Here is a 22417-nt window from a genome sequence, read left to right as displayed (position 1 = left end):
CGGCGGCGCAGGACACGGCGGCTACCGGGCCGATCCAGTGGACGACGGTCGCCTGGAGCGTACGGCCCGCGTCAGCGCTCCCGCGAGTGACCGGGATCGACCGGGGCGTCGAGGTGGCTGACGAGGAAGCGGGCGGCACGGTCGAGTGCGGCGTCCGCCTCGTCGAGACGCCCGTACTCGTGCTGGTAGACGTGCGGGAGGCTCGGCCCGATCTCCAGCGTGACCTCGACGTCGGCGGCGCCCGCGCGGCCGGCCAGGCGGACCGCGTCGTCGAGCAGCACCTCGTTCGCCCCGACCTGCACGAGCAGCGGGGGCAGGCCGGAGAGGTCGGCGAACACCGGGCTGGCGAGGGGATGACGCCGGTCGCCCGCGTCGACGTAGAGATCCGCGTACGCGCGCACGTCGGCCTCGGTGAAGATCGGGTCGGCGTCCTCCTTGGCGCGCATGCTCGCTCCGGAGAGGGTGAGGTCGACCCACGGGGAGAAGACGACCACCGCGGCCGGCTGCGGCAGTCCCGCCTCCCGGGCGGCGAGCAGGGTGGCGATGCCCAGGCCGCCGCCGGCCGAGTCACCGGCCACGACGAGCTCCCGCGGGTCGGTTCCGGTGGCCAGCAGGTCGCGGTAGGCGGCGAGCCCGTCGTCGACCGCCGCGGGGAAGGGATGCTCGGGAGCCAGCCGGTAGTCCACCGAGGTCGCCCGCAGTCCGGCGCGGGCGGCGAGTTCACCGGCCAGGCCGGCGTGGGTGTCCGGTGAGCCGATGACGTACCCGCCGCCGTGGAAGTACAGCAGCCGGCCACGGTCCGCCGCTCCGGCCGGCTCCAGGTCCAGGGCGGGCCGCCCACCCAGGACGGTCCTGCGGGCGGCCACGCCGTCCGGTGCCGGTCGCGTCATGGCCGAGGCGAACGAGGTGCGCTGCCGCGCGGGGGTGGGCCGCGTCTCGCCGCGCGGGGCGGAGCGGAGCCGGGCGTCCAGGGCTCGGCGCTGCTGTCGGGACATGGTGGGCCTCCATCGGGTCGGGATGCGAGGATGGATTCCTCGGAATCCATCTGTCGCACCAACCAGATTCCAGGGAAGCTGATTCCCAGGAATCCATTGGAGGTTCTGTGAGCCACATCACCCCGGTCTTCCTCGATCTCGTCCGCGTGGAGACCCGTCTCTACAACGCGGTCGGCGCCCGCCTGCGCACCGAACACGGCCTGGCGTTGGGCCAGTTCGAGTTCCTGCAGATCATCGACCGGGTGGACGGGTGCCGCGTGCTCGACATCGTGCGCGAACTGGCGATCACGGTGGGGGCCGTCAGCAAGGCGGTCGACCGGCTGGTGGCCGCGGGCTGGTGCGTGCGGGTCGCACACCCGCAGGACCGCCGCTCTTCCGTGCTGCGCCTCACCCCTGAGGGCGAGAAGGTGCTGGCGGCCTCCAGGCCGGTGGTGGAGCGCGAGCTCGCCTCGCTGACCGCGACGGTTCCCCCTGCCGACCTCGGACGCCTCGCCGCCACCCTGGCAGCCCTCCGCGCGAGCCTTGAGGCGGACGACCAGGGCCGACCGGGCTGAGGGAACAAGTCGTCACGCTCACCCCCGCACGGCACCTCGGACCGGGTCGCCCGCAGCTTCGACCGCGCCCACGTCGCCGATCCCACCGTGCCGGAGTTCGGCGTCCGGTTCTCCGGCGTGGCCGGGAGCGTGCCGGAAGCGCTCGCCGAGGCCCCGATGGCGCACATCGACAACCAGGCCGGTCACACGCGCGGGCGCCGGGTCCTGGTCGTCCGAGAACCGGCTGCGCGTCGCCCTCAAGCAGCAGCTGAGGACGGTCAGCCCGGCGCAGAAGGGAGCGCTCGAACCCGGAGAACGCGCCCACGACCGACAGGAGCGGAACGGCCGTGAGGCTGTCCTCGCCGGCGGACACGGCGGACCCGGCTCCGGCCGGCTCCAGGACCGGGACGGTCGGAGCGTGGTCGGACACGCCGGTCCCACGTGCCGGCTGTCACAGCCCGAGGTCGGACAGGCCGGGGTGGTCGTCGGGTCGGCGGCCCAGCGGCCAGTGGTACTTGCGCTCCTCCTCGGCGATGGGCAGGTCGTTGATGCTCGCGTGGCGCGCGCGCATGAGGCCGTTGTCGTCGAACTCCCAGTTCTCGTTGCCGTAGGCCCGGAACCACCGGCCGGAGTCGTCGTGGTACTCGTAGGCGAACCGGACCGCGATGCGGTTCCCGTCGAACGCCCACAGTTCCTTGACGAGGCGGTAGTCCAGTTCCCGTTCCCACTTGCGGGTCAGGAACTTCCTGATCTCCTCCCGGCCGGTGACGAACTCGGCGCGGTTGCGCCAGCGCGAGTCGGGCGTGTAGGCGAGGACGACCTTCTCGGGGTCGCGGGTGTTCCAGCCGTCTTCGGCCTGGCGGATCTTGCTGATCGCCGTTTCCCGGGTGAACGGCGGGAGCGGCGGGCGCTGCTCGGACATGGTGCGCTCCTCTGTGGACTCCGAGACGATGAGAACGATCGTTCTCACGGGTCCTTGATATTATGAGAACGATGGTTCTCATGCAAGGAGGCGGAACCCCTTGAGCACCGATCCGGCACGCGAGCGCATCCTCGACTGTGCGGAAGACCTCTTCTACGCACGGGGCATCCAGCACGTCGGCATGGACGCGGTCCGCGACGCCGCGGGCGTTACGCTGCGGCGCCTTTACCAGGTATTCCCCTCCAAGGGCGACCTCGTCGAGGCGTACCTGGCCCGCAGGGACGCCCGCTGGCTCAGCGGCCTCGCCGCCCACGTCGACACGGCCGCGCGAAGCCCACGGGCTCGGCTGCTCGCCGTCTTCGACTGGCTGGAGGACTGGTTCGCCCAACCCGACTTCCGCGGGTGCGCCTTCGTCAACTCCTTCGGCGAACTGGGCGGCACCTCACCGCAGGTCGCTGCCGCCGCCCGCCGGCACAAGGACGCGTTCCACGCCTATCTGCGAGAACTGGCGACCGCTGCGGGAGCAACGGCGGACACCGGCACCCAGATCGCCCTGCTGGCCGAGGGAGCCATGACCACCGCCGCCGTCTCCGGCACGACCGCACCCGCCCGCCAGGCCAAGCAGGCGGCGCTGCTTCTGCTCACGCTCGACGCACGCGAGGTCGCCTCCCTCGCATAGCGGGGAGTCCTCGGCGCCGCGGGTGGTGTGAGCACGAACGCCCGGAGAAACCGGACGAGTAGGTCATACCCACGCACGCGGCCCGGGTCCGCGACCGGCGGCCCCGACGAGGGGTGGCCGCGTTCGTCACCGGCTGAGGATCTTGGCATCGGCCTGGACGCCGACCGTCGAGCCCGGCGGGAGGTCCGTGAAGGTGCCTGGGTGACGAGCGCGTTTCCCGCTGCGGGGTCCGCACGGCAGGGACTCTCCCGTCATCCTCCGTTCCCGCCCTGCCCGTTTCCGCCGTTCCCGCCGTTCCCACCCGTGCCGCCGTCGCCGCCGGTGCCACCGGACTGCGTGCAGGAACTCACGCCCGTGAACACGGGGATGCAGTACATCACGTTCACCGTGGTGCTGCGGCCGCCACTGCCGTTGCCGTCCCCCTGGCTGCTTCCGCCGCTTCCGGCCTGGGCCCCACCACCGCTGCCGCCCTGGCCCGCGCCGCTGCTGCCGCCTCCGTTCCCGCCCTGCCCGTTTCCGCCGTTCCCGCCGTTCCCGCCCGTGCCGCCGTCGCCACCCGTGCCGCCGGACTGTGCGCAGGAACTTGAGACGGTGCGCACGGGGATGCAGTACATCACGTTAACCGTGGTGCTGCGGCCGCCACTGCCGTTGTCGTTTCCATAGCTGTTTCCGCCGCTTCCGCCCTGGGCTCCACCGCCGCTGCCGCCGGTACCCGACGGTGTCGGGCCCGTATAGGCGGTCTCCTGGGGCGGGGTCACGGGGTTCACGGCCGCGTTACCGAGGCTCGACGCCAGTACCGTGCGGGCCGCACTGCCGAAAGTCCCGTACGCGCCCGAGGTATCGCTCTGTCGGTAACCATCGGCGGCGAAGGACGGAGCGGCTCCGCCCAGGAGGCCGACGGCCACGCCAGCGGCTGCTGCAATCCGCCAGATTGAACTACGCATTGATCGCCCCTTCATCGGCAGTGTATGTCGCGGGCATTTCGCGGAATTATGGAAACAGTGAGTCGGAATCGACGCTGATGACGCGGGCGGCAACACCGAAGCGCGCCGGGCAGGTCCAGATATGCGGTGTCACGACGGGTGGGCCGGGCCGAGCTCCGGTGTCGCCGGGCCCGGCCCACCGGGAGATCCGCGGCCGATCGCCGGTCGCCGTCAGTCCTCCGTGCCGCCGCCGTTGGCATTGCCGCCGTTGCCGCCGTTGGCGTTACCGCCGTTGCCGCCGTTGCCGCCGTTCGGGTAGATGCTCTGCGTCCCACCGATGTTGGTGTTCCCGGAGATGGCACCGCTGGAGCCGTTGTTGCTCCCGTAGCTGTTCCCACCGTTCCCGGCGACAGCGTTCCCACCGTTGCCACCCGTCGCCCCGGAGGTGCCGAGCGACGTCGATTCGGACGCCAGCGAGTAGGTGATGGTGACCTTCCCGTCCCCGCTGTTCACGCCGGGGATGAAGACACTGCCGGCAGGTCCGGCGCTGGACCCGCCGCCGCCGCCGGCCGCGGACCCGTGACCGGTGCCACCGCCACCGCCACCCCCGAAGAGGCCCCCTCCGCCACCGCCTCCGGCGACCGGGCCCGCGCCCCCGGCACCGCCCGAGCCCCCGTTGCCCGAGGCGCCGGCACTGCCCCCGTCGCCGCTCTGGCCGCCCGCGCCCGGAGCGGTGGTCGTCGCACCGTGGCCGCCCTCGGGCAGGCCGCCGAATCCCGAGCCCGGGGAGCCGTTGGCTCCCGTCCGGCCCCCGGCTCCGCCCGCTCCGCCGGAGGGCACGGGGTATCCGTATCCGCCTCCGCCTCCACCGCCACCCCCGGAGGCCGCGACCAGGCCGCCACCGGAGGGCGCGACCAGCGATTCCCCGCCCCCGCCCCCGCCGCCGCCGGCCCCCTGACCGTCCCCGCCGGCAGCCCCGCCGTAGCGGCCGCCGGTGCCGCCCTTGTACCCGTTCGCGTCGCCGCCCTGCCCGCCGACGAGGATCCACACCTTCTGCCCCGGCATGACGGTCAGAGTGCCTCTGACCTCGGCACCCTTCCCTCCGTCCCCGCCGGCACCCGTGGAACCGTAGAAGCCGCCCTTGCCGCCGGAGGCGCCGAGGGCGTCGACGTCCAGTCGCGTCACCCCGTCGGGCACGGTGAAGGTCTGAAGCTCGCCGGTGGTGAACGTGCACACCACCTGGGTACCGGTGCGCGGGCAGGATTCCTGTGCGGCGGCGGGGCCGGCCATGAGCGGCACGAGCGCCAGGGACATCCCGGTGGCCAAGGTGGCCGCGGTCAGCTCCCGCCTACGCGGTCGGACATGACGACGGGAAGCAGGTTTCCAGGAAAATTCCATGTCGCATTTCTCCTTTTTCTGCCGCACTCGACCCCCTGCACCGCAAGAGGGAATCGTCATCCAAGATGGATTGCGACACCAAGACGGATTGCGGCATCAAGGCGCGAGATCGGTTTCTCCGCGCCCGACGAGGCCAATCGGAAAGATCATCACCAGCAGGTCCGGCGCCCGCTTTGCACCACGCCGGGAATTAACCCGGATCACCCAACGCGCGAGTGCACGACGGCCGGAGCCCCGGCACGAAAGGGAGCGCTTCTATGGAAATTATCGAATTATCGAGGAAGAACTTTTCGGCGTGCACCAGAGAACTCGACTGCCTCTCGTCCGCCGTCGCCGCCCGTGCGCCGCGTGCCGCCGTGCGCGCGAGCGTGCACACGGGGTCCGGCGATCCCGGTCGGCGTGCGGGAACAGCACGGGCGTCGCAGGCTGGCGGTATGAGTAATTCGGCGCGGCATCCGCACATCGTCGTCCATTCGCCCGCCCTGGACGGTTCCCGGCGCGTCACCGAAGGAGACGTGACGCTGGGGTTGGCGTCGCATCTCGATGATGTGGTGGAGATATTGAGGTTGGCCGATCTGGATCGGGTCGAGGTGGAGGAGGACGACCTCATCGAGTGGCAGGGGGGTGGGCCCGAGGACTGGCCGGGGCTGTCGGAGCACGAGGTGTAGGGGCGGACGACGAAGGGGCGGGGTGTCAGGGCTTTGTGCGTACGGCGCAGCCGCGCACGGGTCGCGGCCGGCCTGGAGACCGGCAGCGTTGGTACGTCCCCCGGGTCGAACTCGATCTCCGTGAGCCGGACGTCGATCGGCAGGCCGATCAGGGCGGGGCCCGGCCGGCCGGAGCGCATCAGGTGGAACGCCTGCCGGAAGACGCCGGGGACCTGCGCGGCCTCCGGCACGGTCACCGTCGTCTTCGTCACCGGCCCGGCGATCGCGGCGATGTCGACGGCCCGGAAGTCCTCCTTGCGGATCACGTGTGTGGGCGCCTGCCCGGTGGCGCACAGGCTCGGGATCGGGTCGCCGGAGGCCGGGTACAGACCGGTGGTCATGTCGGTGCCGGGCTACCCCGACGCACACGCCTGTGTTGCCCGGCCGGGCGCGGGTGAAAGACACCGGCAAGGGGCGCTGAAATGCCGGACAAACGCGCTGCGGCGGGCGCACCATGGGAGCGCTGTCCCGAGCCGTCGTGCGAGAGTGAGTGGGCCATGCCCGAGAGCGTTCCGGTGCGCTGTCCGGCCTGCCGGCGCGAGCACGTATACACGGCCCCGGCGTATCCCTGCGCCTGCGGCACCCCGGTCGCCCCGCGGCTGGATCCCCTCGCGGCGCCGGTCGTGGCCGGGCAGCGGTCCTGGGACGACGAGTGGATCGCCGCCACGTGCGCCGTCTGCGGGCGTCTCGGCAGCCGGCCGCGCCCCGAACTGGGCTGCCCCTGCGGGACGGTGCTGCGGATCCCGGTGGCGGACCCGGCCGGCGCCCCCGCCGCGGCTCCCGCCGCCGAGCCGGAGCCCTCCGCCCCCGCCCCGGGGCGCCGCGCCTTCCAGCCGCACGCCGTCCGCACCGCCCGGGACGCCGTCACCGCCACCGCGCTGTATCTGCGCTGGCTCGGGTACGGCGACATCCGCCGCGGCGACCAGCGGCCGGCGAACGGCATCGGGCTCGCCGCCCGGGGGCTGCTCGCCCAGGTGGACCCGACGGTACGGCCCGCCTCGCCCCGGGACGTGGAGTGCCTGTGGCTGACGGCGATGACGGAGTCCGCCGACTGCGTCTACTTCTCCCTCGCCGGGTACACCGACGCGGCCCGCGGCTGCGCGGACTCCCTGGGCGTCCCGCTGTTCGTGCTCGATCTCGCGGGCGTCCCGCAGCCGGTGAACGACCCCGCCGACGCCCTGAACGCCGACGGCGCCCCGGAACCGGGGCGCCGCGCACGCGGTCGAAGGAGCTGAGAGGACTCACGGGGCCGCCACGCGCGCCGGCCCCGCGCCCGTGTCAGTCCCGGTACCGCTCCCTCAGCTCGATCTTGCGCACCTTCCCCGACACCGTCATCGGGAAGGCGTCCAGGATCCGCAGCCTGCTCGGCACCTTGTAGTGCGCGAGCCGCCCCCGGCAGAAGGCGTGCAGCTCCTCCAGGGTCAGCGGATCGCCCTCGTCGTGCGGGATCACGCAGGCCAGCACCTCCTCGCCGTACTTCTCGTGCGGCACCCCGACCACCTGCACGTCCCTGATCTTCGGGTGGGCGTAGAGGAACTCCTCGATCTCGCGCGGGTAGATGTTCTCGCCGCCGCGGATGATCATGTCCTTGATCCGGCCGACGATCTCGACGTACCCGTCCTCGCGCATCACCGCGAGGTCCCCGGTGTGCATCCAGCGGCCCGCGTCGATGACCTCGGCGGTCTTCTCGGGCTCGTCCCAGTAGCCGAGCATCACGCTGTAGCCGCGGGTGCACAGCTCGCCCGTCCTGCCGCGGGGCTGGGTGACTCCGGTGGCGGGGTCGACGACCTTGACCTCCAGGTGCGGCAGGACGCGGCCGACGGTGGCGGTGCGGTGTTCCAGGTCGTCGTCGGTGCGGGTCTGCAGGGACACGGGCGAGGTCTCGGTCATGCCGTAGCAGATGGCGACCTCGGCCATGTGCATCTCGGCGACGACCCGCTTCATCACCTCCACCGGGCAGGGCGAGCCCGCCATGATGCCGGTGCGCAGGGTGGACAGGTCGTACGACGCGAAGTCCGGGAGGTTCAGCTCCGCTATGAACATGGTCGGGACGCCGTACAGGGACGTGCACCGCTCCCGCTGCACCGCCTCCAGGCTGGCCTTCGGCTCGAAGGACGGGGCCGGGATCACCATGCAGGCGCCGTGCGAGGTGGCCGCCAGGTTGGCCATCACCATGCCGAAGCAGTGGTAGAAGGGCACCGGGATGCAGATCCGGTCCTGCTCGGTGTACTTGACCAGCTCCCCCACGAAGTAACCGTTGTTGAGGATGTTGTGGTGGGAGAGGGTGGCGCCCTTGGGGAAGCCCGTGGTGCCCGACGTGTACTGGATGTTGATCGGGTCGTCGCAGGACAGCTCGGCTTCCCGTGCCTCCAGCTCGGCCCGGTCGCCGGCGAGGCCCCGCGCGCTGAACGCCGCCCAGCCCGGGTCCCCGATGTACACGACCTCGCGCAGTTCGTGGCAGCTGCCGCGGACCTCCTCGACCATGGCGCGGTAGTCGCTGGTCTTGTGGCTGAGGGAGGCGAACAGCAGCCGCACCCCCGCCTGACGCAGGACGAACTGCACCTCGTGGGTGCGGTAGGCCGGGTTGATGTTGACCATGATGGCGCCGACGCGGGCGGTGGCGTACTGCACGAGCACCCACTCGGCGCAGTTGACCGCCCAGATGCCCACCCGGTCGCCCTTGGCGATGCCGCTCGCCAGCAGGGCGCGGGCGAGCCGGTCCACGTCGGCGTCGAGGGCGGCGTACGTCCAGCGGCGTCCGCTCGCCACGTCGACCAGAGCCTCGCGCTCCGGCCACGTGGCCGCCGTACGGGCGAGGTCGGCGCCGATGGTGTCGCCGAGCAGCGCGGTGGTGCCGGTCCCGTGGGCGTAGGAGAGTCCTGGGGCGCTCACCGGAAGTCCTCCTCGCGGTACTCGTCCGCCGAGCCCTGCGCGGTGGCCTCGCGCAGCTCGATGCGGCGGATCTTGCCGGAGACGGTCTTGGGCAGCGCGCCGAATTCGAGGCGGCGGATGCGCTTGTAGGGGGCGAGCACCTGACGGGAGTGCTCGAAGATGACCTTGGCGGTGTCGGGGCCCGGCTCGTAGCCCTCGGCGAGGACGACGTACGCCTTGGGCACGGCGAGCCGCAGCTCGTCCGGGGCGGGCACCACGGCCGCCTCGGCCACCGCCTCGTGCTCCAGCAGCGCGCTCTCCAGCTCGAAGGGGCTGATCTTGTAGTCGGAGGCCTTGAAGACGTCGTCGGCGCGGCCGATGTAGGTCAGATAGCCGTCCTCGTCGCGGGCGGCGATGTCGCCGGTGCGGTAGTAGCCGCCGGCCATGGCCTCGGCGGTGCGCTCCGGGTCGCCGTGGTAGCCGGCCATCAGGCCGACGGGGCGCGCACTGAGGTCGAGCGCGATCTCGCCCTCGGTGGCGCCGGGCGCGCCGGTGACCGGGTCGAGGAGCTCCACGCGGTAGCCGGGGCTGGGGCGGCCCATGGAGCCGGTCTTCAGGCGCTGGCCGGGAGCGTTGGAGACCTGTACGGCGGTCTCGGTCTGTCCGAAGCCGTCGCGGATGGTCACCCCCCAGGCGCGCCGCACCTGCTCGATGACCTCGGGGTTGAGCGGCTCGCCCGCGGCCACCACCTCGCGGGGCGGGGTGCGCAGCTGGCCGAGGTCGGCCTGGATGAGCATGCGCCACACGGTCGGCGGGGCGCAGAAGGTGGTGACCCCGGCGCGGTCCATCTCGGCCATCAGCCGGCCCGCGTCGAACCTCGTGTAGTTGAAGATGAAGACGGTCGCCTCGGCGTTCCACGGGGCGAACAGGTTGGACCAGGCGTGCTTGGCCCAGCCGGGCGAGGAGATGTTCAGGTGGACGTCGCCGGGCTTCAGGCCGACCCAGTACATGGTGGCCAGGTGGCCGATGGGGTACGAGACGTGGGTGTGCTCGACCAGCTTGGGGCGGGCGGTGGTGCCCGAGGTGAAGTAGAGCATCAGCGGGTCGTCGGCGAGGGTCGGTCCGTCGGCCGTGAAGCCGGCGGGGGCGTCGTACGCGTCCTCGTACGCCAGCCAGCCCTCCTCCGTGCCGCCGACCGCGATCCGGGTGTAGGCGCCGGGCACCTCGGCGAACTTGGGGGCGTCCTCGGACCGTACGAGGACGTGCTTGACCCGGCCGCGTTCGACGCGGTCGCGCAGGTCGGCGGGGCCGAGCAGCGGGGTGGCCGGGATGACGACCGCGCGCAGCTTCATCGCGGCCAGCATGGTCTCCCACAGCTCGGCCTGGTTGCCGAGCATCACGAGGACGCGGTCCTCGGCCGCCACGCCCTGCGCGCGCAGCCAGCCCGCCACGCGGTCCGAGCGCTCGGACAGTTCGGCGAAGGACAGCTTGGTCTCGCGGCCGTCCTCCTCCACGATGTGCAGCGCGGTCCGGTCGTTGCCGGCGGCGATCACGTCGAACCAGTCCAGCGCCCAGTTGAAGTGCTCCGGCCGGGGCCACGCGAAACCGTCGTAGGCGGTGGCATAGTCCTCGCGGTGTGCCAGCAGGAAGTCCCGTGCGTTCCTGAAGGCATCGGTCGCCATCGTCATCCGTCGTCCTCCTATGTTCCCGACCATTGCCGGGCGGCTCCCCCGCATCGTCTAATCCGTGATGCAGCTCTCACTACCCCCGAACGGGGGGGTGGTGGTCCTGTGAGCACAGGGGTGTGGTCCGCACATCAGCCGCACCGAAGGAGCGACGAGGTGACAGCAGAGGCCGTGACGGTGGTGGAGATCCGCGGTGCGCTGCTCCGGTTGCGGCGCGCGACGGGGCTGCCGGTCGCCTTCGGCGGGCTGGTGGAGTCCGGCCGGCCGCAGGTGCGCATCAGCGAGCTCAGCGGCACGGCGACGGCCGCGCTGCGCTGTCTCGCGGTGAACTCCGGCAGCGGGCTCGGCGGCAAGGCGGTGGCGCTGGCGCGGCCGTGCGCGGTCACGGACTACTCCAGTTCCCGGCAGATCAGCCACGAGTACGACGTGCCGGTGGCCGCGGAGGGCATCCGCTCGGTGCTCGCCGTGCCGGTGGTGGTACGGCGCCGGGTGCGCGGGGTGCTCTACGGCGCGCTGCGCTCGGCCCAGCCGCTCGGCGACCGGGCGCTCGGCGCGGCGGTGGCGGTGGCGCGGGACGTGGAGCAGACGCTGGTGCTGCGGGACGAGGCGCGGGACCTGCTGACGGCGGTGTGCACCGGGCCGGCCAGGGGCGCGGGGGCGGAGGCGCCCGGCGGGGCGGGGGCCTGGGAGCAGGTGCGGGAGGCGCACGCGGCGCTGCGGGCGCTGGCTCCCCGGATCGCCGATCCCGTTCTGCGGGCGGATCTGCTCGCCGCCTGCGGGCTGTTGACGGCGCCGTGTCCGGCCGACGGACCGGATCTGGCGCCGCGTGAGCTGGACGTGCTGTCCTGGGTGGCGGCGGGTGCGACCAACGCCGCGGTGGCCGAGCGGCTGGGGCTGCGCCCGGAGACGGTCAAGGGCTATCTGCGGTCCGCCATGCGGAAGTTGGGCGCGCACACACGAGGGGAGGCGGTGACCGCGGCACGTAGGGCGGGGCTGCTGCCGTAGCTCCCGAGACGATGAAGGAAACGTTCCCATTCATGCGCGGATGCTTTGAATTTCCTCATGCTTGACCGTTTGTTATTTCCCTCACCACGGCTTCCGTCCGAATTTCAAGGATCGTTGCCTAGAATTTGGCCCGGACACGACATACGAGGGGAGCGGTGACCGTGCGACGGGACTTCCAGGAGCCTGCCAGATGCCGCTCGGACCTGGTCATCGGGCGGGAGGAGCTGTGCGCCGCCGCCCGCACCCAACTCGCCTCCGGCGGCAGCGTGCTGCTCCACGGGCCGGCCGGAATAGGGAAATCCACCATCCTGCGGGCCTTGGCCGAGGAATACACCGCCACCGCGCACACCGTCCTGCGCTGCTCGGCGACCGAGTCCGAATCCCACCTTCCCTTCCTCGCCCTCGCCGACCTCCTCGGCCTGGTGCTCGACGACGTCTGTCCCCGGCTGCCCGCCGCCCAGCGCACCGCCCTGGAGTCGGCGCTCACCGGCCGCGGCGAGTCCAGCCTCCAGCGCGACGGCCTCGCCCTGCGCCTCGCGGTCCTGTCCGCGCTGCGCGTGCTCGCCGCCCGCGGCCCGGTGCTGATCGTCGCCGACGATCTGCAGTGGCTGGACCCGGCCAGCGCCGAACTGCTCGGCTTCGCCGCCCGCAGGCTCGGTGGCACCCCGGTCCAACTCCTGTGCGCCGTGAGGACGGAGGGCCAGGACAGCCAGGAGTACGACCGCCATCTGCGGTCCTGCCCGCCGGACAGCCTCGCCGTGCGCCTCGGCCCGCTCTCGCACACCCAGGTCGCCGAGCTGCTCGGCCACCGCGGCCACGGCGGGCTGCCCCGCTCCACGATCCGCGAGATCCACCGCACCAGCGGCGGCAACCCGCTGTTCGCCCTCGAACTCGGCCGCGCCCTCGCCGAGAACCCCACCCCGCCCCGGCCGGGCGAGCCGCTGCCGGTGCCCACCTCGCTGCGCGCCCTGGTGCTCAGCCGCCTGGACATGCTGTCCGTGGAGGCCCGCCGCACCCTGCTGGTGGCCAGTGCCGGCGCCCGTCCCACCGTGGCCCTGCTGCACGCGGCCGGCCGGGAGAACGCCGAGGCCGAGTGCGCCCAGGCCGCCGAACTCGGCCTGCTGGCGACGGAGTCCGACGCGCCGGCCGTACGCTTCGCTCATCCGCTCATCTCCGCCGCGCTGTACGCGGAGGCGCCCGCGCAGGAACGGCGGGCCGCGCACGCGGCGCTGTCCACGGCCGCCTCCGACCCCATCGAGCGGGCCCGCCACCTCGCCCTCGCCACCACCGGCGCGGACCCGGAGGTCGCCGCGCGGCTCGCCGAGGCCGCCGCCCTCGCCCGGGACCGCGGCGCGCCCTCGGTCGCGGCCCAGCTGGGGCTGCTGGCCGCCCGGCACACCCCGGTGGACGGCACGCCCAGCCCGCAGGAGCGCCGGCTCCAGGCCGCCGAGGACGCCATCACCGCCGGCGAGGTGGACCTCGCCCGGGACATCGCCCGGGAGGTGCTGAACCGGGCGAGCGTGCCCGCCGAACGGGTGCGCGCCTGGATCATCGCCATCGACACCGCGGGCCACACCATGGCCGAGGTCGACGCCTTCTTCCCGCAGGCCCTCGCCGACGCGGGCGACGACCCCCGGCTGCTCGCCCTGGTCCACTACCAGCTGGGCTGGCGGGCGCTGATCGTGGAGGGCGACTTCACCGCGGCCCGCGACGCCGCCGCGCACGCCGCCGAGCTGGCCGCGCGGAGCAAGGACCGGCGCACCGAGCTGCTCGCCCTCGCGTTCCAGGCGCAGACCGAGACCCTGATGGGCCATCCGGAGGCGCCCCGCACCATCAAGCGCGCCCTGAAGGAACCCCAGGACCCCCGGGTGGCCTGGCACCACAACGGCGCGGGGAGCGCCCGGTTCCGCTGGCTGGTCATGGGCGACCAGCTGGCCGAGGCGCGGGCCACCGTCACCGGGCTGCTGCGCGAGGTACGCCGGCGCGGTTCGGTGGAGAGCGAGGTGCACTTCCTGCGCGGCCTGGCCGAGACCGAGCTGCGCGCCGGGCACTGCGGGCGCGCCCTGGACCTGGCCCGCGAGAGCCTCAAGCTCGCCCGGGACTCCGGGATCGGCGAGACCGCCTCGGCGATGCTGACCTCGCTCGCGGAAGCCTCCGGCGGGGACGTGGACCGGGCGCTCACCCTCGCCCGGGAGGCGGTGGAGCACGCCGAGGAGGACGGCGACCAGATGTACCTCTCGCGGGCCCTCGGCGCGCTCGGATACGCCCAGTTGGTGGCCGGGGACCCGGCGGGCACCGTGCGCTCCCTGCGTCGCGTGCGCAGCCTGGAGCTGGGCCTCGGTATCACCGACCCGGCCCGCGGCCGCTGGCAGGGCGACCTCGCCGAGGCACTGGTCCGCGTCGGTGAACCCGTCGAGGCGCAGGACGTCATCGACGCCTCCCGCGACCACGCGCTGCGGCTCGGCCGGGAGAGTGTCCTCGCCGTGCTCGACCGCTCCGAGGCGCTGGTGCGCGCCGCGCAGGGCGCCACCGAGACGGCGCTCGCCCAGCTGAGGTCCGCTCAGGAGCGGCTCGGGAAGCTGGGCTACGGCCTGGAGGAGGCGCGGGCCGCCTTCGCGCTGGCCCGGCTGCGCGGCCGGCGCCCGGGACCCGCGGCCTACGACGAGGCCACCCGGATGTTCCGCCGCTGCCGCGCGCTGCCCTGGCTGCGCCAGGTGGAGGAAGCCCTCACCAGCCTCGACACACAGCCCGTCCGACCGGTGCCCGCCACCCTGGACGCGCTGGACGTGCTGGCCGCGATGGAGCGTCAGGTCGCCGCGCTGGTCATGGAGGGTGCCACCAACCGGGAGATAGCCGCGCGGCTGTTCATCAGCGTCAAGACGGTCGAGGCCACGCTCACCCGGGTCTACCGCAAGCTGGGGATCCGGTCGCGGGTCGACATCGTCCGATTGGCCGCAGGCCGGCGCGCGCACTGAGCACGCCGCCTGTTAACTGAACCGGACCGAGGGTTTTCCCTCACCCAACCCCCTAGGGGGTTCCCTCATTGGGAGCCGAAGGTTCCGGGACCTAGCGTAATGGGCGTACCGCTCGCCCGGGTACAGGGGGTCGGACCCTCCCCCCACCACCCAGCACCACCCCCCCACCCGTGCGAACCCCCCACCGGTGCAACCCCACTGAGGAGACTCATGTTCGGGCCCACACGTGCCAGACAGTCCGCCGCGATCCTGGTGGCCACCGCCGCCGCGGCGGCGACCGCTCTGCTCGCCGCCCCCTCGGCGAGCGCGGCTCCCCAGCCCATTGTCGGTGGTACGACGACCACCACCACCGCGTACCCGTTCGTCATGCAGATCACGGACGCGTCCGGCAGCCAGTTCTGCGGCGGCACCCTGGTGGCCGCCAAGAAGGTGGTGACGGCCGCGCACTGCATGGCCGGCGAGACCACCGGCAGTGTCCGCGTCGTCGGCGGCCGTACCAAACTGAACGGCACCGACGGCACGGTGAGCAAGGTCAGCAGGATCTGGGTGAACCCGGACTACTCGGACGCCACCAACGGCCACGACGTGGCCGTGCTGACCCTGTCGACGTCGATGCCGTACAAGCCGGTGTCGTACGTCTCCTCCTCCCAGGCGAGTGTGTACGCGGCCGGCACCACGGCGCGGATTCTCGGCTGGGGCACGACTTCGGAGAACGGCAGCTCGTCCAACCAGCTGCGGACCGCGACCGTGCCGGTCGTGTCCGACTCCGGTTGCCGTTCCTCCTACGGTTCGGACTACGTGCAGTCCGACATGGTATGCGCCGGATACAGCTCCGGCGGCGTAGACACCTGCCAGGGCGACAGCGGCGGTCCCCTGCTCATCGGGGGCGTCCTGGCAGGGATCACTTCATGGGGCGAGGGGTGCGCGGAGGCGGCTTACCCGGGTGTCTACACCCGGCTGACCACCTTCTCGGACCAGGTCACCGCACAGGTGAACTCGTGACCCGGAAGATCTCCCGAGTACCCCTCGGGTAAGGCCAGGGGGGCGTTGCGAGCGACCACGAGCAGCCCGCAGCGCCCCCCTCTCCACGTCCGGCCCCGCGGCGCGCGGGGCTACTCGGCGACGTGCAGGGCGAATCCGCTGCGGCCTGGTGCCTCAAGTCCCTCGCGCAGCCGGGCCGCGGGGATCTCGTAGTCGCCGCCGTTCTGCGTGCGGTACGGGACGGGCTCGGTGTCCTCCAGGGTCAGCAGCCGCTTCCTCCATCGCTCGGCCGCGTCCGCGAAGGCTTCGGGCGACAGCCGTCCCGCGCGGTACAGGACGAACGGCGGCAGCACCCGCATGCCGGGGTGGTAGAGGATGCCGTGCTGGATCGGGTACAGCAGGTCGTCGATCGGGCCGTTGATGCCACGGTCGGAGTAGTGCGAGGCGGGGCCGCCGACGGTCAACGACAGCATGGCGCGCCTGCCTTGGAGGGCACCCTCGCCGAAGCGGTCGCCGTACCGGGTGGCGCTGTGTTCGCCCACCCCGTAGCCGAAACCGTAGGTGAAGACGCGGTCCACCCAGCCCTTGAGGATCGCCGGCATCGTGTACCACCACAGCGGAAACTGGAGGATCACGGTGTCGGCCCACCGCAGTTTCTCCTGTTCCGCGCGGATGTCGTCGGTGAGCGCGCCACTCTCGTAGGCGCGGCCGGAGTCGCGCACCGTGTCCAGCGGGTCGGAGGCGGCGGGGCCGAAGTCGGCGGCGTCGACGGTGGATTTCCAGCGCATCGCGTACAGGTCGCTGACCCGTACCTCGTGGCCGGCGCCGGTCAGGGTGTCCACCGCGATGTCGGTGAGCGCGCCGTTCAGCGACCGCCGTTCGGGGTGGGCGTGCACGATGAAGACCTTCATGTCTGCTCCTCGGGGCGACGGGGGTTCGATCGGGTTTTCGACCGGGGTTCGATCCTGGCGGGCTCGGGCGGCGCGATTCAGGGGCGCTCGCTCCGTAGGTCCGGGCTTCCTGGTACCGGCAGGACCACCCAACCCGCCCGTCCGGCACGGATACTGGAGCGATGGACGATCTGGCTGACTTCCTGCGCACACGGCGGGCCCGGGTCCTGCCGGAGTCCGTCGGCATCCGCGCCGATGCGCGCCGCCGGGTGAGCGGGCTGCGGCGCGAGGAGGTCGCGCATCTGTCGGGCGTGAGCGTCGACTACTACGTCCGGCTTGAACAGGGGCGGGCGCGCCGGCCCTCGGCGCAGGTCCTCGACGCGCTCGCGCGGGCGCTCGACCTGGACGAGGTGGAACGCGAGCATCTGCACCGGCTCGCCCACCGGCCCGAGCGGGCGCCGCGGCGGGTGCCCGTCGCGCGGCCGCGCCCCGAGCTGCTGCGGGTGCTCGAACTCGTCGCGGACGCCCCCGCGTTCCTCATCGACCACCGGCTGACGGTGCTGGCCGCGAACCGGCTCGCCGATCTGCTCTACGGGCGTCGCGTGCAGGGTCTGAACCTCGCCCGGCACGTCTTCCTCAGCGAGGAGGGGCGCGCGCTGTTCGCCGACTGGGAGGGGTGCACCCTCGACGCCGTCGGCCATCTGCGCCTGTCCGCAGGCCGCTACCCCGGCGATCCCGAACTGGCCTCCCTCATCGGCGAACTCGCCATGGGCAGCACGCGCTTCCGCCGGCTGTGGGCGCGGGCCGATGTGCGCACGCGCACCCACGGGCGCAAGGCGTACCACCACGCAGCGGTCGGCCGGCTGGAGCTGCACCAGGAGAACTTCGCCCTGCCGGACGGCACGGGCACGGAACTGATCGTGCAATCGGCCGCGCCCGGCACCGCCGCCCACGACAGCCTGCGCCTGCTGGCGAGCCTCGGCGCCACCGGTGACCCGGTCCCCTCGGACACCGTCTGAGCCGCGCGGGGCTTTACCTGGAGCGGACCTTGGACGGGGAGAGCGGAGGGAATGGTTCCCCGTGGGGCCGGCGTTGCCGGTGCGAAGATCGAGATGCCTGGGACCGTCGGCACCGCCGGCGTCGTCGGCATCGTTGAACCGCTGAAGGAGCAGAGATGACCGAGGCGTTGGTGCTGGGTGGCGGCGGCGTGGGCGGGATCGCCTGGATGACCGGGCTGCTCGCCGGTCTTGCCGATGCCGGGCAGGACGTCACCGGGGCCGGGTTGCTGGTGGGCACCTCCGCCGGCGCCACCGTCGCGGCCCAGCTGGGCAGCGGGCTGGGCTTGGCGGAGCTGTACGCGCGGCAGGTGGAGTCTTCGGCGCAGGCCCGCGAGATCATGGCCGAGCTGGATGTCGAGAAGTTCTCCGCCGAGATCGGCGCGGCGATGGCCACGGCCGGCTCGGCGGCGGAGCTGCGGCGCGCGGTCGGCCGGGTGGCCCTCGCCGCGCGGACGGTCGGCGAGCCGGAGCGCCGCGCGGTGATCGAGTCCCGTCTCCCGGTCCACACCTGGCCCGAGCGCGCCCTGAAGGTCGTCGCGGTCGACGCCGAGACCGGTGACACGCGGATCTTCGACCGGGACTCGGGCGTGCCCCTGGTCGACGCGGTCGCCGCGAGCTGCGCCGTCCCGGGCGTATGGCCCCCGGTGACCATCGCCGACCGCCGCTACGTCGACGGCGCCATCCGCTCCGCCGCCAACGCCGACCTCGCCTCCGGCGCCGACCGCGTCCTCGTCCTCGTCCCCCTCGGCCCCGTCGAACCCCTCCCGAGCGACCACACCCTGGACGACACGGTCGCCGCCCTGCGCGCGGAGGGCGCCGAGGTCCTCCTCATCGCCCCTGACGAAGCCTCGACCGCGGCGATCGGCCCCAACCCGCTGGACCCGGCGACGCGCCGCCCCGCGGCGGAGGCGGGCCGCGAGCAGGGCCGCGGGCTGAAGGTGGAGTGGGCCCGGTCCTGACGGCACGGCGACGGCCGGCGCGCGCGGTCGCCGTGCGGGGTCACCCACCGAGCGGTCCCCGGTCCGCCCACCCCTCAGGACACCTGGTCGCACACCGACGGCAGCCATGTCTGCCCCGGTGCCTGTCTCAGCGTGTCCAAGGTGGTGAGCAGGGAATCCAGGTGGCCGGGGTGGGCCAGGTAGTCGATGGCCGATTCGGCGAAGGCGTCGCGGATGGTGGGGGGCATGGCGTCGGAGGCGTCGAAGCAGTGGGTGGCGGAGGGCGAGAGGAGGGTGGTGGCGAGGGTGTGGTGCCAGGTGGGACCCGTGCTGGTGGGCTGGGCCCTGGTGTCGACGGAGAAGGCGGACTCGGCCGTGGCCCAGGCGCGTTGGGCCGTCGGGGAGGACAGGTAGCGGATCAGCTGCTCAGCCTGGGGGGTGGCGTGGAGGAGGGCGACCAGGTCGCCGGAGACCTCCCAGGAGTCGTCGGCGGTGGACCCCGGGATGAGGCCGGACGACGGTGTATAGCGGCCGTCGACCTGGTTCCAGGCGGTGGACTGGGTACGGATGAAGGATGCCTGGTGTTCGAGGGTGCAGCCGCGGGGAGTGGCCGTGACCGGCGCGGAGGCCTCGGCGTAGCCCGTTTGCAGGGTGCGGCGCAGGAGCGAGGGAGACTTGCCCGCGCCCATCAGGCGGCCCCAGGTCGTCCACGCCCGCCGCACCTGCGGTGACCGCCAGGACAGCCGGCCGCCGGCCCACGACTGGTAGACGCGCGGCCCGTGTTGCTGGAGCAGGATGTCCTCGATCCAGTCCGTGCCGGGCCAGCCGCTCGTCGCGCCGGAGCCCATGCCGACGCACCACTGCGCCGGGTCGTCCCGGGCCCCTCGGCGTTCCGCCTCGCTCGTGCCCGCCGGGTACCAGACGATGCTCTTGAGGTCGGCCTTGAGCGGGAACCAGTACACGTGCCCGTCCGCGAGCGGCGTCGCCCAGGACGCGCCGAAGTCCTCGCGCGGGATGAGCCCGTCGAGCGGCCGGAGCTGCTTCTGGCCGGCGTAGTCGGCGAGTTCGCCGGGGCCGGTCAGCACCACCACGTCCGGTGGCGTCCCGGCCTCGACGTCCGCGCCGAGCACCTGGCTCTCGGCCGAACTGCCCTGGTAGTCCACGTGCACGTGGTACTTCCGCTCGAACGGCTCGATCACCGCCTGCCGCAGGTTCCGCTCGTCGCTCCCCGTCCAGTTCGCCAGCAGGGTGACCGTCGGCTCCCGGCCGACGGCGCGGACGCCCAGCACGACGGCCGCCGCCAGCAGGACGAGGCAGCTCGCCACCACGGTGACCGTACGCGCGCGGCCTCGCACGGGCCCGCTCACCGCGGCCTGAACCGGTACTCGTCGATGTGCCGCCGCAGTCCCGTCTCGGCCAGTGCCATGACCAGGATGCCTCCGATCAGGATCCATCCGGCCGCCGAGGCGCGGAGGCCGGTGTCCGCCAGGTACGCGGCGGTCGCCCGCCCCGCGTCGGTGAGCTGCCGCCCGGACAGCGGGCGGTCGAGCAGTCGCCGGGTGTCGGTCATCCCCGCGTGCGTCCACACCGTGAACAGCAGCGTGACGGCGAGCCCGGCCGCGAGCAGCGCGCCGGCCGCCAGCAGTCCCCGGTTGTAGCGGCGCCGGAAGCGGCGGCGCAGGAACAGCTGCGTCTCCAGCAGGCACCCGGCCAGCGCGAGCGCGAGCAGCAGCGTCGCGGTCCAGCCGAACCACAGCAGCGGCCCGAAGGACGTCTGCCGGTGCACGGCGGCCCGCCGCTGCTCCTGGAGCACCTTCAACCGGGCCAGTATCCCGGAGCCCGGGTCCGACAGGATGCTCGTCGCGTAGCTGAGGTACGCCTGGCGCAACACGCTTCCCGTGGGCTGGAGTTGGGCCTGCTGGACCTTGACGGCGTACACGGTGATCAGCGCGGCGACGGTCTGCAGCGCCTGCCGCCCCGACGGTCCCCCCACGTCGTCCCCGGCGGCCGCCGCGACGCTCTGCGCGGCGACCGAGATCTGCTTCTGGAAGTCGCTGGTCGGGGTCGCCGCCTCCGCGTCCCGCTCCGCCTGCCCGAGCGCGTACAGCGCGGTGTCGAGGGACAGTACCGCCGGGGCGCTGGAGGTGCGCAGCGGGTTGGCGTCGCCGTGCACGCCCTCGTACGACAGGAAGAGGGAGAGCGTCAGCAGCGCCGACAGGACGAGCAGCAGCCGGTGGCGCACGGCCAGGTCGTGGGCGGTCGTACTGCCGCCCTCCCCCGCTCTCGGCCGCCCGCGCGGCAGGCCGTCGGACACGGCGTCCGTGCCGGCGCTCATGCCGACGGCCCGCTCAGCCGGCGGCCGCACTCGCCCCCGCAGTACACGGAGTCGGCCGGGCCGAGCCAGCCGCAGTCCGGGCATTCCGCGAGGTCGCCGGCGGCCGGGGGGACCTCCGGGTCGGGCGGCGGACCGGCGGCCGGATGGTGCGGCGGGGTGGTCATCGCGCTGGAGAGGATCAGGTGCTGCCAGTCGACGTCCTTGAGGCCGGTGCGGATCCGGCCGCTGCCGGGACCGTCCTCGATCCTGCGCAGCGCGTCCAGGAGGTGGCCGTCGCCGAGTTCGCCGGCCAGCTCCAGGGCGCGGGCGAGTTCGCGGTCCGCGGTGTCGCGGCCGTCGGTGCCGCGCAGCCAGGCCCGGTACGCGCGGGCCACGGCGGCGCTCGCCTGCTGGTACAGCTCCTGCCGGTGGACCCCGGGGTGCCGCCGGGAGGCGTCGAGCGGGTTGTCGGTCCAGCGCACCAGGACGGGCCGGGGCTGCGGCAGTCGTACCGGATGCCCGAAGTCGGGTACGACGACCTCGACGGCGGCCAGCTGGAGGTCCTCGCCCCGGTCCCGGCCGGTCGGGTCGGCGGCCAGCACCACCTGGAAGTGCCGCACCTCCTCGCCCCAGGCCCGGGTGACGTACTCGGTGCCGCGCCCGTCGCCACCGGCGGGGAGGAGTTCCTGCTCGCCGGGGACGACCTGTTTGACCTGGCGGATGACGGTGCCGGGGGTGGGGGTGAGTCTGATGCGCAGCTCGGGCACCGCGGTGCCGAGCAGTCCGGTCACCAATTCCTCGTAGGCGGCGGTGAGTTCGGCCTCCTCCCGGACGGCTCCGGCGCGGCCGTGCAGCCGTCGGGTGATGCGCAGCAGCAGTTCGGCGTCCCAGTCCTCGCCGATGCCCCAGGCGTCGCAGACGAACCGGCCCTCGCAGGCGTCCAGGGCGGTGTCCAGGGACATGGCGGCCCGGTGGTCGTGCTCGTTGCGCCCGTCGGTGAGCAGCAGGACGTGCTTGACGGGCGCGGGGTGGTCCTTCAGGAGGCGGCGGGCGAGGTCGAGCCAGGTGCCGATGGCCGTACCGCCGTCAGCGTCGAGGATGCGCACCGCCCGTGCGGCGGCGGCGCGTTCGGCGGGCCCCGCGACGGCGAGGGCGGCCCGGTCCGGACCGGGGTGGACGACGTCGGCGTGGAAGTGGCCGGACAGGACGGCGAACGCGGTGCCCTCGGGCAGCAGCCGGACGGCGGCCACGGTGGCGTCCTTGGCGGCGCGCAGCTTGGCGGCCGGGTAGAGCATGGAGCGGGAGGTGTCCACGATCAGCACCTCGGCCAGCGCGGGGCCGCCGCCGGGAGCCTGCCCCCCGGCGAGCCCGGCGCCGCCGTGGCCGCGCACGCCGATCTCCAGGATGGCGTGCATCTCCCGTTCGGCGCCCTCTCCCCGGGCGGCCGGCTCGGCGGGCAGATCCTTCTGCTGGCCGACCTCAAGCGTCACCTCGATCTCCTCGGCCACGGTCATCGGTGTCTCTCCCGGGGGGTCGGTCATGG

General features: G+C 73.1%; 19 protein-coding genes and 2 pseudogenes. 10 read left to right on the top strand and 11 right to left on the bottom strand.

The window, feature by feature from the left end; all coding sequences use genetic code 11:
* Nucleotides 1-71: 71 nt before the first annotated feature.
* Nucleotides 72-995, bottom strand: a complete 924-nt coding sequence (locus tag ACWDD7_RS03855) for an alpha/beta hydrolase (protein ID WP_450456150.1) — start codon at nucleotides 993-995, stop codon at nucleotides 72-74.
* A 107-nt stretch (nucleotides 996-1102) separates the two neighbouring features.
* On the opposite strand from ACWDD7_RS03855, the gene ACWDD7_RS03850 reads away from it, so the two are divergent.
* Complete coding sequence (locus tag ACWDD7_RS03850) at nucleotides 1103-1549, top strand: MarR family winged helix-turn-helix transcriptional regulator (protein WP_450456148.1); 447 nt, start codon at nucleotides 1103-1105, stop codon at nucleotides 1547-1549.
* A 72-nt stretch (nucleotides 1550-1621) separates the two neighbouring features.
* Nucleotides 1622-1765 (top strand): annotated as a pseudogene (locus tag ACWDD7_RS03845) (NADP-dependent oxidoreductase); the annotation flags it as partial.
* A gap of 214 nt (nucleotides 1766-1979) precedes the next feature.
* On the opposite strand, the gene ACWDD7_RS03840 reads toward ACWDD7_RS03845, so the two are convergent.
* Nucleotides 1980-2450 (bottom strand): nuclear transport factor 2 family protein, encoded by a 471-nt coding sequence (locus ACWDD7_RS03840; RefSeq protein ID WP_450456146.1) that lies wholly within the window; start codon nucleotides 2448-2450, stop codon nucleotides 1980-1982.
* A 100-nt stretch (nucleotides 2451-2550) separates the two neighbouring features.
* On the opposite strand from ACWDD7_RS03840, the gene ACWDD7_RS03835 reads away from it, so the two are divergent.
* Entirely contained in the window at nucleotides 2551-3129 is a 579-nt protein-coding gene (locus ACWDD7_RS03835) for a TetR/AcrR family transcriptional regulator (RefSeq protein WP_450456145.1), read from the top strand.
* Nucleotides 3130-3380: 251 nt separating this feature from the next.
* Here the strand turns inward: ACWDD7_RS03835 and ACWDD7_RS03830 are convergent, their stop codons facing one another.
* Nucleotides 3381-4034: a hypothetical protein gene (locus ACWDD7_RS03830; protein ID WP_450456143.1), complete on the bottom strand. Its 654-nt coding sequence runs from the start codon at nucleotides 4032-4034 to the stop codon at nucleotides 3381-3383.
* A 249-nt stretch (nucleotides 4035-4283) separates the two neighbouring features.
* A complete protein-coding gene (locus ACWDD7_RS03825) occupies nucleotides 4284-5366 on the bottom strand; it encodes a hypothetical protein (protein ID WP_450456142.1) in 1083 nt (360 codons plus the stop codon).
* Nucleotides 5367-5884: 518 nt separating this feature from the next.
* Between ACWDD7_RS03825 and ACWDD7_RS03820 the strand changes: the two genes are divergently transcribed.
* The gene (locus ACWDD7_RS03820; protein ID WP_351876046.1) at nucleotides 5885-6118 is read left to right on the top strand and encodes a hypothetical protein; all 234 of its coding nucleotides are present in this window, start codon (nucleotides 5885-5887) and stop codon (nucleotides 6116-6118) included.
* Nucleotides 6119-6123: 5 nt separating this feature from the next.
* Here the strand turns inward: ACWDD7_RS03820 and ACWDD7_RS03815 are convergent.
* Nucleotides 6124-6556 (bottom strand): annotated as a pseudogene (locus ACWDD7_RS03815) (glyoxylate carboligase); the annotation flags it as partial.
* 98 nt (nucleotides 6557-6654) lie between these two features.
* Between ACWDD7_RS03815 and ACWDD7_RS03810 the strand changes: the two are divergent.
* Nucleotides 6655-7392 carry a hypothetical protein gene (locus ACWDD7_RS03810; protein WP_450456141.1) on the top strand — a complete coding sequence of 246 codons (738 nt, stop codon included), beginning with the start codon at nucleotides 6655-6657 and terminating at the stop codon, nucleotides 7390-7392.
* Between the two features lie 43 nt (nucleotides 7393-7435).
* On the opposite strand, the gene ACWDD7_RS03805 is transcribed toward ACWDD7_RS03810, so the two are convergent.
* A complete protein-coding gene (locus tag ACWDD7_RS03805; protein WP_351876019.1) occupies nucleotides 7436-9049 on the bottom strand; it encodes an AMP-binding protein in 1614 nt (537 codons plus the stop codon).
* The gene (locus tag ACWDD7_RS03800) at nucleotides 9046-10716 is read right to left on the bottom strand and encodes an AMP-binding protein (RefSeq protein WP_450456138.1); all 1671 of its coding nucleotides are present in this window, start codon (nucleotides 10714-10716) and stop codon (nucleotides 9046-9048) included. The genes ACWDD7_RS03805 and ACWDD7_RS03800 overlap by 4 nt, the downstream gene beginning before the upstream one ends.
* A 153-nt stretch (nucleotides 10717-10869) precedes the next feature.
* Between ACWDD7_RS03800 and ACWDD7_RS03795 the strand changes: the two genes are divergently transcribed.
* The 3 genes from ACWDD7_RS03795 (at nucleotide 10870) to ACWDD7_RS03785 (ending at nucleotide 15695) form a co-directional block, all read left to right on the top strand.
* On the top strand, nucleotides 10870-11718 hold the full coding sequence (locus tag ACWDD7_RS03795; protein ID WP_351876024.1) for a helix-turn-helix transcriptional regulator: 849 nt from the start codon (nucleotides 10870-10872) through the stop codon (nucleotides 11716-11718).
* Nucleotides 11719-11873: 155 nt separating this feature from the next.
* The gene (locus tag ACWDD7_RS03790) at nucleotides 11874-14693 is read left to right on the top strand and encodes an ATP-binding protein (RefSeq protein WP_351876027.1); all 2820 of its coding nucleotides are present in this window, start codon (nucleotides 11874-11876) and stop codon (nucleotides 14691-14693) included.
* 210 nt (nucleotides 14694-14903) lie between these two features.
* A complete protein-coding gene (locus tag ACWDD7_RS03785) occupies nucleotides 14904-15695 on the top strand; it encodes a S1 family peptidase (RefSeq protein ID WP_351876030.1) in 792 nt (263 codons plus the stop codon).
* A 110-nt stretch (nucleotides 15696-15805) separates the two neighbouring features.
* Here ACWDD7_RS03785 and ACWDD7_RS03780 read toward each other — a convergent pair whose 3' ends face one another.
* Nucleotides 15806-16585, bottom strand: coding sequence for an NAD(P)H-dependent oxidoreductase (locus ACWDD7_RS03780; RefSeq protein ID WP_351876033.1), 780 nt, complete (start codon nucleotides 16583-16585; stop codon nucleotides 15806-15808).
* A gap of 161 nt (nucleotides 16586-16746) precedes the next feature.
* Here ACWDD7_RS03780 and ACWDD7_RS03775 point away from each other — a divergent pair, with 161 nt between their 5' ends.
* The gene (locus tag ACWDD7_RS03775; protein ID WP_450456136.1) at nucleotides 16747-17583 is read left to right on the top strand and encodes a helix-turn-helix transcriptional regulator; all 837 of its coding nucleotides are present in this window, start codon (nucleotides 16747-16749) and stop codon (nucleotides 17581-17583) included.
* A 155-nt stretch (nucleotides 17584-17738) separates the two neighbouring features.
* A complete protein-coding gene (locus ACWDD7_RS03770) occupies nucleotides 17739-18581 on the top strand; it encodes a patatin-like phospholipase family protein (protein WP_450456134.1) in 843 nt (280 codons plus the stop codon).
* Nucleotides 18582-18655: 74 nt separating this feature from the next.
* On the opposite strand, the gene ACWDD7_RS03765 is transcribed toward ACWDD7_RS03770, so the two are convergent.
* From ACWDD7_RS03765 to ACWDD7_RS03755, 3 genes are read right to left on the bottom strand one after another with little or no spacing between them, the layout of a single operon-like run.
* Nucleotides 18656-19885, bottom strand: a complete 1230-nt coding sequence (locus ACWDD7_RS03765; protein WP_450456132.1) for an ABC transporter substrate-binding protein — start codon at nucleotides 19883-19885, stop codon at nucleotides 18656-18658.
* A gap of 38 nt (nucleotides 19886-19923) precedes the next feature.
* Nucleotides 19924-20895 (bottom strand): hypothetical protein, encoded by a 972-nt coding sequence (locus ACWDD7_RS03760; RefSeq protein WP_450456130.1) that lies wholly within the window; start codon nucleotides 20893-20895, stop codon nucleotides 19924-19926.
* Nucleotides 20892-22415, bottom strand: coding sequence for a VWA domain-containing protein (locus ACWDD7_RS03755; protein WP_450456128.1), 1524 nt, complete (start codon nucleotides 22413-22415; stop codon nucleotides 20892-20894). The genes ACWDD7_RS03760 and ACWDD7_RS03755 overlap by 4 nt, the downstream gene beginning before the upstream one ends.
* Nucleotides 22416-22417 lie beyond the last annotated feature (2 nt).

It is taken from the genome of Streptomyces sp. NPDC001056, assembly GCF_053598955.1.
The sequence above is the reverse complement of the archived record's forward strand: the minus strand, read 5'-3'. Positions and strand labels throughout refer to the sequence as shown.